This window comes from Tamlana carrageenivorans, assembly GCF_002893765.1.
GTDB lineage: Bacteria > Bacteroidota > Bacteroidia > Flavobacteriales > Flavobacteriaceae > Pseudotamlana > Pseudotamlana carrageenivorans.
The window spans coordinates 606769-622223 of sequence record NZ_CP025938.1 but is presented as its reverse complement, the minus strand read 5'-3'; the positions used below and the strand labels follow the sequence as shown (position 1 = coordinate 622223).

General features: G+C 35.9%; 15 protein-coding genes. 8 read left to right on the top strand and 7 right to left on the bottom strand.

The genetic code is table 11. The features are described from left to right. The first annotated feature begins 18 nt into the window (after positions 1–18). On the top strand, positions 19–1068 hold the full coding sequence (locus tag C1A40_RS02805; protein WP_102994575.1) for a cytochrome-c peroxidase: 1050 nt from the start codon (positions 19–21) through the stop codon (positions 1066–1068). Next, positions 1046–2047, top strand: a complete 1002-nt coding sequence (locus C1A40_RS02800; RefSeq protein ID WP_102994574.1) for a hypothetical protein — start codon at positions 1046–1048, stop codon at positions 2045–2047. The genes C1A40_RS02805 and C1A40_RS02800 overlap by 23 nt, the downstream gene beginning before the upstream one ends. 37 nt (positions 2048–2084) lie before the next feature. On the opposite strand, the gene C1A40_RS02795 is transcribed toward C1A40_RS02800, so the two are convergent. Further along, complete coding sequence (locus tag C1A40_RS02795) at positions 2085–3023, bottom strand: hydrogen peroxide-inducible genes activator (protein WP_102994573.1); 939 nt, start codon at positions 3021–3023, stop codon at positions 2085–2087. 109 nt (positions 3024–3132) lie between these two features. On the opposite strand from C1A40_RS02795, the gene C1A40_RS02790 reads away from it, so the two are divergent. Beyond that, on the top strand, positions 3133–3612 hold the full coding sequence (locus C1A40_RS02790; protein ID WP_067149541.1) for a Dps family protein: 480 nt from the start codon (positions 3133–3135) through the stop codon (positions 3610–3612). Positions 3613–3788: 176 nt separating this feature from the next. Here the strand turns inward: C1A40_RS02790 and C1A40_RS02785 are convergent, their stop codons facing one another. Genes C1A40_RS02785 through C1A40_RS02765 form a run of 5 tightly spaced genes read right to left on the bottom strand, consistent with a single transcriptional unit; the run spans position 3789 to position 9230 of the window. Then, positions 3789–5183 carry a DUF58 domain-containing protein gene (locus C1A40_RS02785; RefSeq protein WP_102994572.1) on the bottom strand — a complete coding sequence of 465 codons (1395 nt, stop codon included), beginning with the start codon at positions 5181–5183 and terminating at the stop codon, positions 3789–3791. Between the two features lie 51 nt (positions 5184–5234). After that, the gene (locus tag C1A40_RS02780) at positions 5235–6296 is read right to left on the bottom strand and encodes an AAA family ATPase (protein ID WP_102994571.1); all 1062 of its coding nucleotides are present in this window, start codon (positions 6294–6296) and stop codon (positions 5235–5237) included. A 2-nt stretch (positions 6297–6298) separates the two neighbouring features. After that, on the bottom strand, positions 6299–7504 hold the full coding sequence (locus C1A40_RS02775) for a DUF4350 domain-containing protein (protein WP_102994570.1): 1206 nt from the start codon (positions 7502–7504) through the stop codon (positions 6299–6301). Beyond that, complete coding sequence (locus C1A40_RS02770) at positions 7501–8244, bottom strand: hypothetical protein (protein WP_158651252.1); 744 nt, start codon at positions 8242–8244, stop codon at positions 7501–7503. Before C1A40_RS02770 ends, C1A40_RS02775 begins: the two co-directional genes overlap by 4 nt. Further along, on the bottom strand, positions 8241–9230 hold the full coding sequence (locus tag C1A40_RS02765) for a stage II sporulation protein M (RefSeq protein ID WP_102994568.1): 990 nt from the start codon (positions 9228–9230) through the stop codon (positions 8241–8243). The genes C1A40_RS02770 and C1A40_RS02765 overlap by 4 nt, the downstream gene beginning before the upstream one ends. Before the next feature lie 24 nt (positions 9231–9254). On the opposite strand from C1A40_RS02765, the gene C1A40_RS02760 reads away from it, so the two are divergent. Next, entirely contained in the window at positions 9255–9974 is a 720-nt protein-coding gene (locus C1A40_RS02760) for an RDD family protein (RefSeq protein ID WP_102994567.1), read from the top strand. Positions 9975–10056: 82 nt separating this feature from the next. Next, entirely contained in the window at positions 10057–10668 is a 612-nt protein-coding gene (locus tag C1A40_RS02755) for a trimeric intracellular cation channel family protein (protein ID WP_068602547.1), read from the top strand. A 371-nt stretch (positions 10669–11039) separates the two neighbouring features. On the opposite strand, the gene C1A40_RS02750 is transcribed toward C1A40_RS02755, so the two are convergent. After that, on the bottom strand, positions 11040–11744 hold the full coding sequence (locus C1A40_RS02750; RefSeq protein WP_102994566.1) for a peptidylprolyl isomerase: 705 nt from the start codon (positions 11742–11744) through the stop codon (positions 11040–11042). Positions 11745–11781: 37 nt separating this feature from the next. On the opposite strand from C1A40_RS02750, the gene C1A40_RS02745 reads away from it, so the two are divergent. Genes C1A40_RS02745 through recQ form a run of 3 tightly spaced genes read left to right on the top strand, consistent with a single transcriptional unit; the run spans position 11782 to position 15445 of the window. Beyond that, a complete protein-coding gene (locus C1A40_RS02745; protein WP_102994565.1) occupies positions 11782–12423 on the top strand; it encodes an NUDIX hydrolase in 642 nt (213 codons plus the stop codon). Positions 12424–12476: 53 nt separating this feature from the next. Beyond that, positions 12477–13274 carry a lysophospholipid acyltransferase family protein gene (locus C1A40_RS02740; RefSeq protein ID WP_102994564.1) on the top strand — a complete coding sequence of 266 codons (798 nt, stop codon included), beginning with the start codon at positions 12477–12479 and terminating at the stop codon, positions 13272–13274. 35 nt (positions 13275–13309) lie between these two features. After that, a complete protein-coding gene (gene recQ, locus C1A40_RS02735; protein ID WP_102994563.1) occupies positions 13310–15445 on the top strand; it encodes a DNA helicase RecQ in 2136 nt (711 codons plus the stop codon). Positions 15446–15455 lie beyond the last annotated feature (10 nt).

The following is a 15455-nucleotide window of genomic DNA, read 5'->3' as shown; positions in this document are numbered from 1 at the left end:
ATCAGGCCCCTTTTTAGTATGAAAAAAATAGGATTAATTATAGCTCTTTTTGGGGTGTTATGGTCATGTTCTGAAGAGACCTATGTACCTGTGGAGCCTCAAGAATTAGTGTTTGAAACCCCTGCTAATTTCCCAGACGTTAAGTACGATTTGTCAGCTAACCCTTTAACAGATATGGGGTTCGAGCTTGGTAAAAAGTTGTTTTATGAAGGTAAATTATCGTCAAGTGGTATTATTTCTTGTGGATTTTGTCATGAGCAATCTTCCGGGTTTACACATCACGGCCATACCATTAGTCATGGTGAAAATGGCCTAGAAGGATTTAGAAATACCCAACCCATACAAAACTTGGCCTATTTCGATGAATTTACTTGGGATGGGGCCGCTATTCATTTAGACTTACAGCCAATTATTCCTATTACGGCCGAGGTTGAAATGAATGAAACCATGCCTTCCTTATTGGAAAAATTAAGGAATTCATCTGAATATCCAAAATTGTTTAATCGCGCTTTTGGTACTCCAGAAATAAATTCAGAACGCTTGTTAAAAGCATTATCTCAATTTATGGTGATGATGGTGTCTTCAAATTCTAAATATGATAAAGTGGTTCGTCAAGAAGAAAATGCAGAGTTTACAGCTTTAGAAGCTGAAGGCTATCGTGTTTTTAATAATAAATGTGCGTCTTGTCATGCTGGCGATTTGTTTACCGATCAATCTTATCGTAATAATGGCATTCCTTATAACAGAAAGCACCCCGAAGAAGAAGGAAGAAAACGTGTTTCTGGCTTTGAATCTGATTTTTACAAGTTTAAAGTACCCAGTTTAAGAAATATTGAAAAGACATTTCCATATATGCATGATGGTCGTTTTGGAACTTTAGAAGCCGTTTTAGATTTTTATAGCGATGGTATGGTAGAAAATGGAGGGGAAGTCGATGCAAGCTTAATTAAAGAAGACGGTGCTTTAGGGATAGATTTAAGCACCCATGATAAAGAAGCTCTTATTGCTTTTTTACTAACATTAACAGATTATGAATTTTTAGAAGATGAAAGATTTTCAGAGTTTTAAAATACAAAGTGTATGGCTGTTCTTAATTCTGGTTTTTATACCGTTTAAGCATCACGCCTTAGAAGTATTGCCATATTGTCCTATGCATCAACATTCAGAATTTGCTCCCGAATGTGATCTTTGTGGTTGCTCTACAAGTAGCGGTAGTTTTGGGTTTGGCTCATTAAAAAATTCCAATTTTGTTGGGGTGCGATATATCTTTCAGAGTTTTGAATCTAAAGATGGTATTTTTGAAAATTCACCAACATCAAAAGAAAGTTTTAATACCTACCAAGTATGGGGACGCGTACCCATTACCGAAAATTTTTATGTAAGTAGTATCATTCCTTATCAAGATTTATATCGTGATTTCACCAATAGAACCGAGCATATTAATGGTGTTGGCGATATGAATGTGATAGGTTGGTATCAGTTAACGATTTATAAAAAACAAAAGGCTGGCGCTGTGGTTTTTTCAACTGAAAAGGAACCTTCGGGACACAGAATTCAGTTTGGTATAGGGGTTAAATTACCTACCGGCGAATTTGAAGAATCGCTAACCAATTACGTGAACCCAGGATTTCAGGTGGGAACAGGTAGTTGGGACGGTATTTTTGCTTTAAACTATGGGTACAGCGGTGGTAAAATTGGGATTAATACAACAGCTACTTACTATGCTAAAACCGTCAATAAAAATGATTACCGTTTTGGTAACCAATTTAGTTACGCTTCAAACTTCTATTATTCGATACCTAAAACTACCTTTATAGCTATGCCCTTTGTTGGTGTTTCTGGCGATGTTTATGATTCTATTGAACAATTTGGTGAAGTCATTCCAGAAACCGAAGGCCATAGTTTTAGTGGAACCGTGGGCTCGGAAGTTGTTTTTAATAAGTTTACCGTAGGAGCGAATTACACCTTCCCCATTCAACAAAATTTGTTTGGGGATAACGTACACGCGAAAAATAAGTTTTCGTTATACTTGAATTTGACTTTATAAATTTGAAAATGAACGGCTCCGATTATTAGTCTCGCTACTATTTTGGTAGCGGACTAATAATCTGAACGTTTTGAAAAGCAATCGCACCGCGAATAATACTCGATATAACATCTTGGAGCGCCTCAATAATTTGCATTTTTAATTCACTTTTATGATAAATGATACTCACTTCTCGTGCTGGAGTAGGTTCGTTAAAATATATTAAGTTTTCCTTTTCGTTGTTATTTAAATCCAAGGTATGTAAATAGGGCAGTAAAGTCATGCCTAAACCTTCGTCTGAGAGTTTTATTAAGGTTTCAATACTCCCGCTTTCTAACTGAAACTTGTCGTCGGTATGATTTTTAAAGGCCTTGCATAAGTTAAGAACACCATCTCTAAAACAATGACCATCCTCAAGTAGGAGCATATCGTCGACATTCAAATCAGTAGTATTGATTTTTTTACTAGTATGTAAGCGGTGTCCTTTTGGTATGTAATTAACAAACGGTTCAAAGTATAAAACACGCTCCTTAATATTTTCATTTTCCAAAGGCGTGGCAGCAATGGCCGCATCTAAATGGCCATCTTTAATTCTAGCGATAATTTCTTCGGTAGTGAGTTCTTCAATTTTAAGTTTCACCTTAGGGTGTTTTTTTATGAAGCTTTTTAAAAACATAGGCAACAAGGTGGGCATCACCGTTGGGATAATGCCTAACTTAAATTCGCCGCCTATAAAGCCTTTTTGTTGATCGACAATATCCTGAATACGATAAGACTCGTTTACAATGTTCCTAGCTTGAGTAACTATTTTTTTACCAACCTCGGTGAGTTCAATTGGTTTTTTGGTACGGTCGAATATTTGTATGTCTAATTGCTCCTCAAGTTTTTGTATTTGCATGCTTAAAGTTGGCTGGGTTACAAAGCATTTTTCGGCGGCTTTGGTGAAGTTTTGGTTTTCTGCAACAGCCAGAACATAGTACAATTGTGTTATCGTCATGAATCATAAATTTAGGCTATAAAAATATAAAAACAATCAATAAAATCTATTATTTAAACCCTTATTAATAGAGTAAATTTGTAGTAACAAATAAAAAAAACAAAGAAAAATGAAATTAAATAGTATCGGATTAGACACAGAAAAAGCAAATGATTTAGCTGAAGATTTAAACCATCTATTAGCCAATTTTCAAATATATTATCAAAACCTAAGAGGTATCCACTGGAACATTCAAGGAAGAGCTTTCTTCGATTTACATGTGAAATTTGAGGAGTTGTATACGGATGCAAATACCAAAGTAGATGAAATAGCCGAGCGTATTTTAACCTTAGGCGGAACCCCTTTACACACGTTTGAAGATTATTCGGCGAAAGCCCAAGTACCTGTGGGGAAAAACATTTCTAAAGATGATAAAGCCGTACGATTAATTGTAGATTCTTTAGCGGAACTTCTTAAAATAGAAAGAGATCTTTTAGAAAAAGCTGGCGATGCTAATGATGAAGGTACAAACTCTATGATGAGTGACTTTATTACCGAGCAAGAAAAAACGGTTTGGATGATGAAGGCTTGGTTGAGCGAAACGGTTTAAGTTCATCTTTAATCCATAAAATATAGACGGTCTAGAAAGTGAAATTTTCGTTAACCTGAACTCGTTTCAGGTTCTCATAATACAAAGTTATCAGTAGGATGAGATTCTGAAATAAATTCAGAATGACGCGTAAACACTTTCTAGACCGTCTTTGTTTATTTAATTCAGAAATGTTACTACAACATCCCCCGAGCCTTAATCTCTAAATATTTATTTATCGTATCAATCGTGAGATGCTCTGGAGTGGTTAAAATAGAATGAATACCGTATTTTTTAAGCTCGTTAGCAATCAGGCGTTTTTCATATTCTAGTTTTTCAGCAATCACCTTATCATAAACTTGCTGAATGGTTTCTGCCTTGCCCTTAATCATCTGGTCGATTTCGGTGTTTTTAAAGAAAATAACAACTAGCAAATGACTTTTAGAAATGGCTTTTAAATAGGGTAACTGACGTTCTAATCCGTTTAAAGTTTCAAAATTGGTGTACATTAAAAGCAAACTACGGTGGGTAATGTGTTTTTTAATGTTGCCGTATAAGCGACTAAAATCACTTTCAAAATAATCGGTTTTCACATTGTAAAGCGCTTCTAGAATGAGACGCATTTGCGAATTTCGGCGTTCGGCAATCACCACATTGTCTATGTTTTTTGAAAAGGAAAACAAACCTGCCTTGTCATGTTTTCTTAAAACCACATGACTTATAACTAGTGCGGCGTTTATGGCGTAATCAAGCAAACTTAACCCGTTAAAAGGCATTTTCATCAGGCGGCCTTTATCGATTATGGCATATACAGGTTGTGATTTTTCATCCTGAAATTGATTCACCATTAATTGTTTCTTCTTGGCTGTTGCTTTCCAATTGATGGTGCGTAAATCGTCGCCAGAAACATAATCTTTAATTTGTTCAAATTCCATGGAATGTCCGAGACGACGGACTTTTTTTAAACCATAATCAAGTGAGTTTTTATTGATGTTTAGTAACTCAAATTTCTTTAATTGCTTGTAGCTCGGATACGTTGGAACACTGCTGTCTGTATCAAAGGTATAGCGTTTGGCTACCATTTTTAAAACCGATGAAGCGTATACGTTTAAATCTCCAAATTGGTAAACACCACGTTCGCTAGGTTTTAAATGATAGGGGATAGTTTCCGTTTTTTTAGCGTTTATCAAGCGTTCTAGCTTAAAATCCCGTACTTGAAATTGCTCAGGAATCTCATCAATAATCTCAAAACAAACCTTAATGGGATAATTATTTTTAATCGTGATTTCCACTAAATTCATGTCTCCATTCGAAAACTTATCTGGTAAAATCCGTTCACCTTCAACCTTATTTTTACCTATAAATATGAGGAGTATATCTAAAATAAAAACAACACATAATACCAAAATGAGTAACTGTGCCACCAAGAATAAGAATGGAACAAAGTAGCTCAATGCAAACAACACAACAATGCCAATACCGGCATAAAAAAAACGAGGTTGTATGTAAAATGGTTTTAGGAGTTTCAAATTGGTTAATGGTTGATGGTTGTTGGTTATTGGTTTTTGGTTATGCTGTATGCGGTAGGCCATATGCCGTATGTTTTATGCTGCATATAGCCTACAGCATATTGCCTCCAGCCCTTACCTCGGAATCTCCACATTTTCAATAATTTGTTTTATAATTTGTTTACTGCTCACGCCTTCCATTTCACGCTCTGGTGTAACAATAACACGGTGATGAAGCACTGGAACTGCAGCTCGTTTGATGTCTTCAGGCGTTACAAAATCACGACCCGTCATGGCGGCAAAGGCCTTACTCGCTTTTAATATGGCAATAGAAGCACGAGGAGAAGCACCTAAATATAAAAACTGATTGCTTCTAGTGGCCACAATAATTTGCGCGATGTAGTTAATAAGGTGTTTCTCCACAATAACTTGCGTCACGAGATTTTGATAGCTTATAATTTGTGATGCGGTTAAAAAAGACGTGATTTCATCTGTTTTCGCTTTATCTTGTAAAAGGTGCTCACGACTAATAATTTCAATTTCTTCTTCTAAATTGGGATAATCCACATCAATTTTAAACAAAAAACGGTCTAATTGCGCTTCTGGTAGGCGGTAAGTCCCTTCTTGTTCTACAGGGTTCTGAGTGGCTAAAACCATAAAAGGTGCATCTAAAGCATATTGATGTCCATCGATGGTAATTTGCTGTTCTTCCATCACCTCAAAAAGAGCGGCCTGTGTTTTGGCTGGCGATCGGTTAATCTCATCAATAAGAATCATATTTGAGAAAATAGGCCCTTTTTTGAATTCGAATTCTGAATTTTTTAGGTTGAAAATGGACGTTCCTAAAATATCACTAGGCATTAAATCGGGGGTAAATTGAATCCTGCTAAAATCAACACTTAAAGATTTGGCCAATAGTTTGGCCGTAACCGTTTTTGCGACTCCAGGAACCCCTTCAATTAACGAATGTCCTTTAGCTAAAAGCGAAGCAATAAGCATGTCGACCATGTCGGTTTGGCCAACAATAACTTTACCTATTTCAGCCTTTATATTTTGAACGCTGGCTTGTAATGCGCTAAGGTCTAAACGGTTTTGAAACTGTAGATTATTAGCCTCCGTTTGTGATGTAGATACCGTGCTATTTTCATGGTTTGGTAAATAATCTTGATGTTCTTGTGGGGTGTTATTCTCGTCCATAATTATTTTGAATTAAAGGCTTCAATGAATTTGTTTAGTTTGATTAATTGGGCTTCCGTAACGGCTTCTTGCGTTTTTAACCATTTGATATAGTTGATTAAAATTTTAACATCCTCAGCTTTTTTACCCGATTTGGCGGCCAATCGATTTATAAATTCTTCGTCTAAAACCTGTGTGTTTAAATGAAATTCAATTCTAATTTTCTCTAAAAAATAAGTGATTTTTTTATCAATAAGGTTTTTATGGTCTTTGGTTTCAAAGTATAAATTAGAAACGGTTTTCACAAAGGCCACCGAGGTATTTTGTAAAGGGGTTATAATTTTAATAATACGCTGTCTGCGTTTGGCGTTAAAAATCATAAATAAAATAGTAAACACTAATGCGGTGTACCAGGTCCAACGAAATGATTGCTGTTGTAAAAACCACGAAAGATTGGATTCTTGTTCAACGTCAGGGCTGTAAGGGGTTTGTATTTTGGTAAAGGAATCGAAATAGAGATCTTTTTCAGGTAAGTAGGCGAGTACCCCTTCAATATATTGATAGCGATTTTCTGCTAGTAAATTATAGTTTGTAAAGGCTTTGGGTTCGGTATGAAGATAAATAAAACCTGCTCCAAAGGGAACTTTTAAAAAATTAGCGTGTTTATAATCTATTTTGGAATAACCTAAAACGGTATGTTTTTCTTTATTAAAAGATGAAAAATAGGAGTCGCCCTGATTTTTATCAATTTTGATATCAGGTAGATCGAAATCCGTTAGAGAGAGGTATGAAATACTGTCTTTCTGATTTTTGATGTATTTAGTTTCAAGGGCTAAAGTGTCATTTATTTTCTGTGGAAAGCTGTAATCGGAAATGAAAAGTGTGTTTCCTGAATCCACAAACTGAAGCAATTCATCAATGGAATCATCTTCCAAATAATTTGAGTTACCGAAAATAAGGTAGCTCCCTTCAGCAATGAATTCGCCATAACCTCCATCGGAATGTGCGCGTAAGTAACTAGCCGGTTGATGGTAAACGGTTCGAAACGCGTGATTTTCAAAAATTCGAGGCAGTTCCTTATATAGGATGCTAAGTCCGTAAGGTTTATTACTTTTTTCGTTAAAAGATTCTTCCCAATCGACTGTTTTGGTGCTAGAAATACTGAGCACGACAGCTGCAGTTATAATGAGCGTAATTAGGATGATGACAACCACTAAAACTTTTCTCATGATTTTAACGGTTTTAGGAAGTCAGTAAAATGTGTTTTAGCCTTTTGGTATTTCTGTAAATCAACAGGGAATTCGCCGTACCAAATGTAATTATAGAGGTACGAGATATATCCGAAATTTTTAAAGTGTGCCGTTTGTTGTAGTTCGGTTAAGTATTCGGCATTTGTTTTATCATCTTCAAAAGTAATGAGGTCATTTCGGCTTAATGTTTTTAAAGTAAGCAAGTAGTAATAACGTATGGCAAGTCGAAAATTAGTGTCGTTTTCAGCTTGTTTTATTAAAGTCTCAATATCTATATTTTCAATATTCTCTGCAGTAATGTCTTCATCAGGGATAAGCGATTTGTTTCTTTTTGTTGAGAACAAACCACTGCCACCTTCTTTAACCAGTAAATAAACTAAAGCAACAACCGCCAAGGCAATAGCGAGGTAGAAAAACCATCCTAAAGGGCCTAGGTTAATATGAAAATCGCGTTGGTTGTTTTCTTCTTCGGTTTCAAGTGGTTCATTGGTGGCTTCACCGTTTCTGTTGGTTTCATAAACTCCAGACCCCGATTTAGTACGCCTAACAACTGCTCGACCTTGATAGTTAAATCGCTCGTCTTGATAGCGCGATTTAAAATCGTCATCAAAATGTCTAAGCTGATTAGGGTTTTGAGATATTGTGATAGCAAAATTCGTTTGAACACAGCAACACAGCATCAAAATAAAAAGACTAAGATATGGGGGTGTTAATTTCAAACGGTTAAAGTACTTGTAGTTGGAGTTGAAGTGATTTGCTTCTGAATTTTAAAGGGGTAAATTAAATAATAATAAGAGATTAAACTCAAGGTGCTTAAAATGATAAAAACCGATAAGGCATGTGGCATCACATTAGAATATCTGGTAATAAAACCTTCCAAAAAACCAGCAGCAAAAGTAAAAGGGAAGGTGCTAATTAAAATTTTTACACCAATTTTAGCGCCTTTTTTAAAGGAAGTATATCGCGAATGGGTACCAGGAAATAGAATACTAGCTCCTAAAATTAATCCAGCCGCCGCTTCAATAACAATGGCGAATATTTCCATAGAGCCGTGAATCCAGATACCTCGAACGCTTTCCCAGAACACATTTTTTTCATAAAAGAAATATTGAAAGGAGCCCAGCATAATGCAGTTTTTAAACATGATGTAAAGGGTTCCAATACCTAAAAACACACCCATAACAAACGCTATAATACCCACTTTTAGGTTATTAATGGTGATGCCAATAAAACTGCCCCAATTACTGCCACTTTTATAGACGGCCACAGGATCGCCGGCTTCAATGTTTTCTAACGACATGTTTACGTAATGGTCGCCTAAAATAGAACGCACAAAGGCACCGTCGTTGGCAGCAGAGATCACCCCAATAAAGGTAAAGGCGAAAAACACCATAAAAGCGATGTAAATAAATTTTCGGTATTCGTAACAAATGAGTGGAATTTCAGTTTTCCAAAAAGATATAATCCGATTCGTATCCTCTCGTTTGGTTTTATAAATTTTTTGAAAGGCTTTGGCGGCTAATTGATTGAGGTAAACAACCACCTTACTTTTAGGGTAATAAGTTTGTGCATAAGCCAAGTCGTTTACCACATGAATGTATTGTGTAGCCAGCTCATCTGGACTTTCAAAATCGTTATTGAAAATGGCCTTTTCAAAACTTAACCATTTTTCCTTATTTTGCTTGATGAATGAAACTTCCCTCATATATTTGATAAATTAAAATATAAAATGTCAGAGTTACAAATTAACACCACCCAAAATGTAAAAATATCGTTTAATGCTTCAGGAGCAGGAGAGCGCTTGTTGGCTTTTATTATTGATATGGCTATAAAAATTGGCTATTTAATGGTTTTAGCAAGCTCTTTTGGTGTTTTTGATAACATGGATCAATGGTCTCAAATCGCGGTGAATACCCTGCTTAGTTTCCCCGTAATGTTTTACACTTTAGCGTTAGAGTCGCTGTTTAACGGACAAACCTTAGGCAAGCGAATCATGAAAATTAGAGTGGTGAAAATTGATGGCTATCAGGCGTCTTTTTCTGATTATGTGGTGCGTTGGTTTTTTAGAATCGTTGATATTTATATTTTCGGATTAGGCTTTTTTGTTATGTCCATGAATAAAAAAACACAACGTATAGGCGATATGGCCGCCGGAACTGCTGTTATTGTTTTAAAAGATAAGGTGAACATCAGTCATACTATTTTAGAAAATCTTACCGAAAATTATAAACCAAGCTATCCCAATGTTATTAAACTATCTGATAACGATGCTCGTATCATAAAAGAGATGTTTAATACCTCAAAGCTTTCAAAAGATTACAGAACCTTAATCAAACTTCGTGAGAAAATATTAGAGGTGACAGGCATAAAAGAGGTGAAGCAAAAATCGGATACAGAATTTATTAGCGTTATTTTAAAAGATTATAATTTTTATACTCAAAATATGTAAATAGAGAAGTACTTTTGCGCCGCGAAAGTAAATATGACACTTTCCTAAATTATTTTAAGAACATATAATTTAAAGATATATTATGTTTTATATCGTTGAGATTTTTGGAACAGCGGCCTTCGCTATATCAGGAGTTTTAGTGGCTCTTAAAAAGCGAATGGATTTATTTGGTATTCTTATAATTGCTTTCGTAACCTCGGTAGGAGGGGGTACTTTACGTGATATTTTAATTGGTGTTACGCCCGTAAGTTGGATGACTAATATTGTGTATTCTTACGTGATTATTGGCGCTTCGATTTTCGGAATTATTTTTAGAAGTAAACTTAATTATTTACGAACCTCACTATTTTTATTTGATACTATTGGAATAGGTTTGTACACCGTTGTAGGTGTTGAAAGAGGAATAAACGCTGGTTTACATCCCGTAATTTGCATTGCAATTGGCACCATAACAGCATGTTTTGGAGGTGTTGTACGTGATGTGTTATGTAACGAAATCCCCGTTATTTTTAGAAAGGAAATTTATGCAACCGCCTGTATTTTAGGAGGGATCACTTATTTTCTTTTGAAATTATTGCCAATTGAAGGTAACTTTATTTTTATTATCGCTGGGGTTGTGGTTATCGTGATTCGTTTATTAGCCGTTATTTTTAAGATTGCATTACCGAATTTGTACAACAATCAAGGGGATTAAAAAGAGTGAATTTTTTCGCTGAAACCTAATAAAAACACCTCCCTTAATCCCTCCTTATTAGGAGACAAACTGTTGCGTATGAGTTTCCCCTCTAAAAACAGGGGAATAAGGGGTGTGTTGTTGAACGTTTAAAGGTTTTTTATTATGATAATGAAACAACAAACCTTTTACCTTGAAGCATACTTTATCGCTTTCAAATTTACAATTCTAATTTCAACAATAATACACCTCCCTTAATCCCTCCTTATTAGGAGACAAACTGTTGCGTATGAGTTTCCCCTCTAAAAAGAGGGGATTAAGGGGTGTGTTATCAAAAGTTTATAAATTTCGAAATAAATAATATCCTCTAATAAAGTGTATTTTATCCTAAGCTATTCTATAATCTCAACATTACGTATATAAATGTTTTTATTCGGCCAGTCGGCACGATCGGTATCTACACCCGCAATTTTATCAACCACATCCATACCTTTAGTAACATGTCCAAATATGGTGTAATCCCCATCTAAAAAATGTGAGCCTCCTTCTTGCTGAACAATAAAAAATTCATACGGTGAGGCTAGTTTATGCGGATTATCAATTTCGCTGCTCGGCATAGAAATAACACCTCTGTCGTGTTTAAAACCGCGTTTGGTGTCTGGAGGCAAGAGGTATTTGCCTATGTATTCACGTTTTCTTACCGTTTCTTTATCATCGCTATTTCCAGCCTGAACCATGAAGTTATCAATCACACGGTAAAACTGGGTGTTATTGAAGTATTTTTGCTTCGTTAGCCAAATAAAATTGGAACGATGAAACTTGGTTTCGTTATAAAGTAGGATGTCTATGGTGCCAAAATCGGTGGTAATACGCACCTTATTTTCCTTGTGATGCTTGTCGTATTCCAAGAAAAAATCCATCGCATTTTTGTCGGTTAACTTAGGGAACTCACGAGTCTGTTTTATAGTAGACTTGGTTGATTTTGGTGTTTCCTTGGTTTCAACTTGGGCTTCAGAGCTAGGCTTCTTTTTAGTTTGTTTATCTTCACAGTTTAAAATTAGAAGACATAAAAAACAAAAAATAAGATTAAACTTCATTAATTATAATTTTGTTATTCACTGAAAATATTTTCGAATGAATTTTGATACATTTTTACAGGCGCTTTCAAAAATAGAAAATATACCCGTATTAGGCGAAACATCGCACTTTAAAATGGTGCCTTCCTTTCGTCATGAGTTTCTTAGAAATCAGAAATCGGCTATCAAAAATGCCAAATTAGCGGGCGTTTTAGTCTTGTTTTATCCCAATAAGTTTCATAAAACACACTTTGTTTTAATATTAAGAAAGACCTATAAAGGGGTGCATTCGGCACAGGTAGCTTTTCCAGGGGGACGGTTCGAACCGGATGATGCGTCTTTAGAGTTTACGGCTTTACGCGAAACTTTCGAAGAAGTTGGGGTGCCTATGGAGCATGTGGAAGTGGTAAAAGAGCTCACACCGGTGTACATACCGCCAAGTAATTTTTACGTGCAGCCGTATCTGGGGCTAAGTCGTGAAACACCAAAATTTATAAAGCAAGATGATGAGGTTGAATCTGTTATAGAAGTTTCTTTAAACGATTTTTTAGACGATAGTTTCCTAATTACTAAAAAAGTAAAAAGCTCTTATAGTCCTGAAGTCGAGGTGCCTGCTTTTAATTTAAATGGTCATGTGGTGTGGGGCGCAACCGCCATGATGCTTAGTGAAATTAAAGACCTGTTAAAAGCACTTATATAATCTACGAGATTTACTACATTTGCACCACCAACTGAAAAATTGACGCGTGATTTATGGGATTGTTTAAGAAAAATCCATTCGGACACATATTAATATTAAAAAAGTGGCTAATTCGAATTTTCGGATTGCTTACACATAGACGCTTTAGAGGGTTTAATGAACTTCAAATCGAGGGTTCTGAAGTGATTAAAAATCTACCCGATACCAACGTTTTATTCATATCAAATCATCAAACTTATTTTGCCGATGTGGTGTCGATGTTTCATGTTTTTAACGCGAGTTTAAGCGGTCGTGTAGATTCGATTAAAAACGTAGGTTACATTTGGAATCCGAAATTAAACATCTATTATGTTGCAGCCAAAGAAACCATGAAAGCTGGGTTACTGCCTAAAATATTAGCTTATATGGGTTCGATTAGTATCGAGCGTACTTGGCGATCGGAAGGTAAAGATGTGAACAGACAGGTTAAAATGAGTGATATTTCTAATATTGGAAAAGCGCTAGACGATGGTTGGGTAATTACTTTCCCGCAAGGAACCACGACGCCATTTAAACCGGTTAGAAAAGGTACCGCTCATATTATAAAGCGTTACAAACCTATTGTTGTTCCTATTGTTATTGACGGTTTTCGACGTTCGTTCGATAAGAAAGGCTTAAGAATTAAAAAGAAAAATATCTTACAATCTTTTGAAATAAAAGAACCTTTAGAAATTGATTACGATAATGATTCTACAGACGATATCATTACTAAAATTGAATATGCCATCGAGCAGCATCCATCATTTTTAAAGGTTATTCCGCAGAAGGAAATTGAAGCACTTGAAGCTTTGAATAAATTAAGAGAGTGGTAGTAAACCGCTAAAATCTTCTTTCATAAAAAAGCTTAATGCACACTACAGAAACTAAGGATAAATTGTTTTCTAATTTAAAAACGTACTTCGGATACGATACGTTTCGGGCACAGCAAAAAGCGATTATTGAAACGGTTTTAAGCAAAAAAGATTGCTTGGTTATCATGCCTACTGGTGGCGGAAAATCGATGTGTTTCCAATTACCAGCCCTAAGTTTTGAAGGTGTTACCCTAGTCATTTCGCCATTAATTGCTTTGATGAAAGATCAAGTAGATGGTTTAAATGCCAATGGTATTTCGGCTTCGTATTTTAATAGCAGTCAGAGTGCTTCCGAACAAGATCTTATTATAGAACGTGTTATTCAAGCCGACTTAAAACTACTGTATGTGGCTCCAGAGAGCCTCGCGTCGCTTCAAAATATCATTAATGAAAAATATATCAGTTGTGTCGCTATTGATGAGGCGCACTGTATTTCATCTTGGGGACACGATTTTCGACCATCATATCAGCAACTAGGATTTTTAAAAGGTACCCTGCCTAATACACCATTTATAGCCTTAACGGCCACTGCCGATAAAGCCACACGAACCGACATCGCGAAGCAATTACGTATTGAACATGCGCAACAATTTATTTCGTCTTTCGATCGAGAAAATATTGAACTTGAAGTCCGCCCTGCCGATAATAGAATATCTCAAATCGTAAAGTTTATAAACAAAACGCCTAATCAATCGGGTATTGTTTATTGTTTAAGCCGAAAAACCACCGAGCAATTGGCTAAAAAGCTTAAAACTAATGGGATTTCGGCGAAAGCCTATCATGCGGGTTTGAATTTTGAGGAAAGGTCTAAAGTACAAGAGTCATTTATTTATGATAAAACCCAAGTCGTTTGTGCTACGGTTGCTTTTGGTATGGGTATCGACAAATCTAATGTACGTTGGGTCGTGCATTATAATATGCCTAAAAATATAGAAGGCTATTATCAGGAAATTGGTCGTGCTGGACGGGATGGATTAAAATCACACGCTTTGCTATTTCATAGTTATGCTGATGTAATTCAACTTCGGAATTTTGCCAGTGGTGCATCAAATGAAGCGTTTCAAATTGCGAAGCTCGACCGTATGAAGCAGTTTAGTGAAGCAACCACTTGTCGTAGAAAAATTTTGCTTAGCTACTTTGGAGAATTGCTTGCCGAAAATTGTGGAAACTGCGATGTTTGTAAAAACCCGCCACAGTTTTTTGATGGTACCATATTTGCTCAAAAAATTCTGTCGGCCGTATATCGTTTAAAGCAAGCAGAACCTATAGGAACCGTAATCGATGTACTTCGAGGGTCGCAAAATGCCACGGTTTTGGATAAAGGTTATAACCAATTAAAAACCTTTGGGATTGGTAGAGAAATCGCCTATCGCGATTGGCAGCATTTAATAATTCAATTAATAAATCAAGGGTTTTGTGAAATCGCTTTTCATAAAAATAATGTCCTCCGACTTACCGAGTTTTCTAACAAAGTTTTGTTTGAAGGCGCTAAAGTCTCATTAACAAAACCAGTTCATATTCCGGAACCAAAAGTGAAGGAACGTGTAAAACGCAAGCCGAAATCAACTTCGAAAACTCGTGTTAAAACTGTTGAAAACAGCTTGTTTGAGCGCTTACGCCAGTTGCGTTATAAAATTGCTTTAGAAGAAGATATTCCGGCATATTTAGTTTTTAGTGATGCGACCTTAAAGGAAATTGAACGAGAGCGTCCATTAAGTGAATCGGACTTTTTAAGCATAAGTGGTGTAGGACAGCGTAAGCTTGAAGTTTATGGCGATGAGTTTATGGCCGAGATTTTAGATTTTATGGGTTCTAAAGTGAATAAGCCCAAAAAGAAGGCGACCCATTTAGTCACTTACGAACTTTATAAATCGGGTTTAAGTGTGGAAGAAATTTCAATGGAACGTAAACTTTCCACCACGACCATTTATTCACATATCGCTAAATTGCACAGCTCAGGAAAAGCAGTGAATATTCATGATTTTGTTTCAAAAACAGAAATTGAAGCCGTTCGAAAAGCAAAGCAAGAACTTGATGCCCCAAGTGCTTTACGTCCTTATTACGATTATTTTAATGCCGATCTAGACTATTTTAAAATCCGTTTAGCCCTAAGTGTGGTGGATAAAAATTAGTACTTTTAAA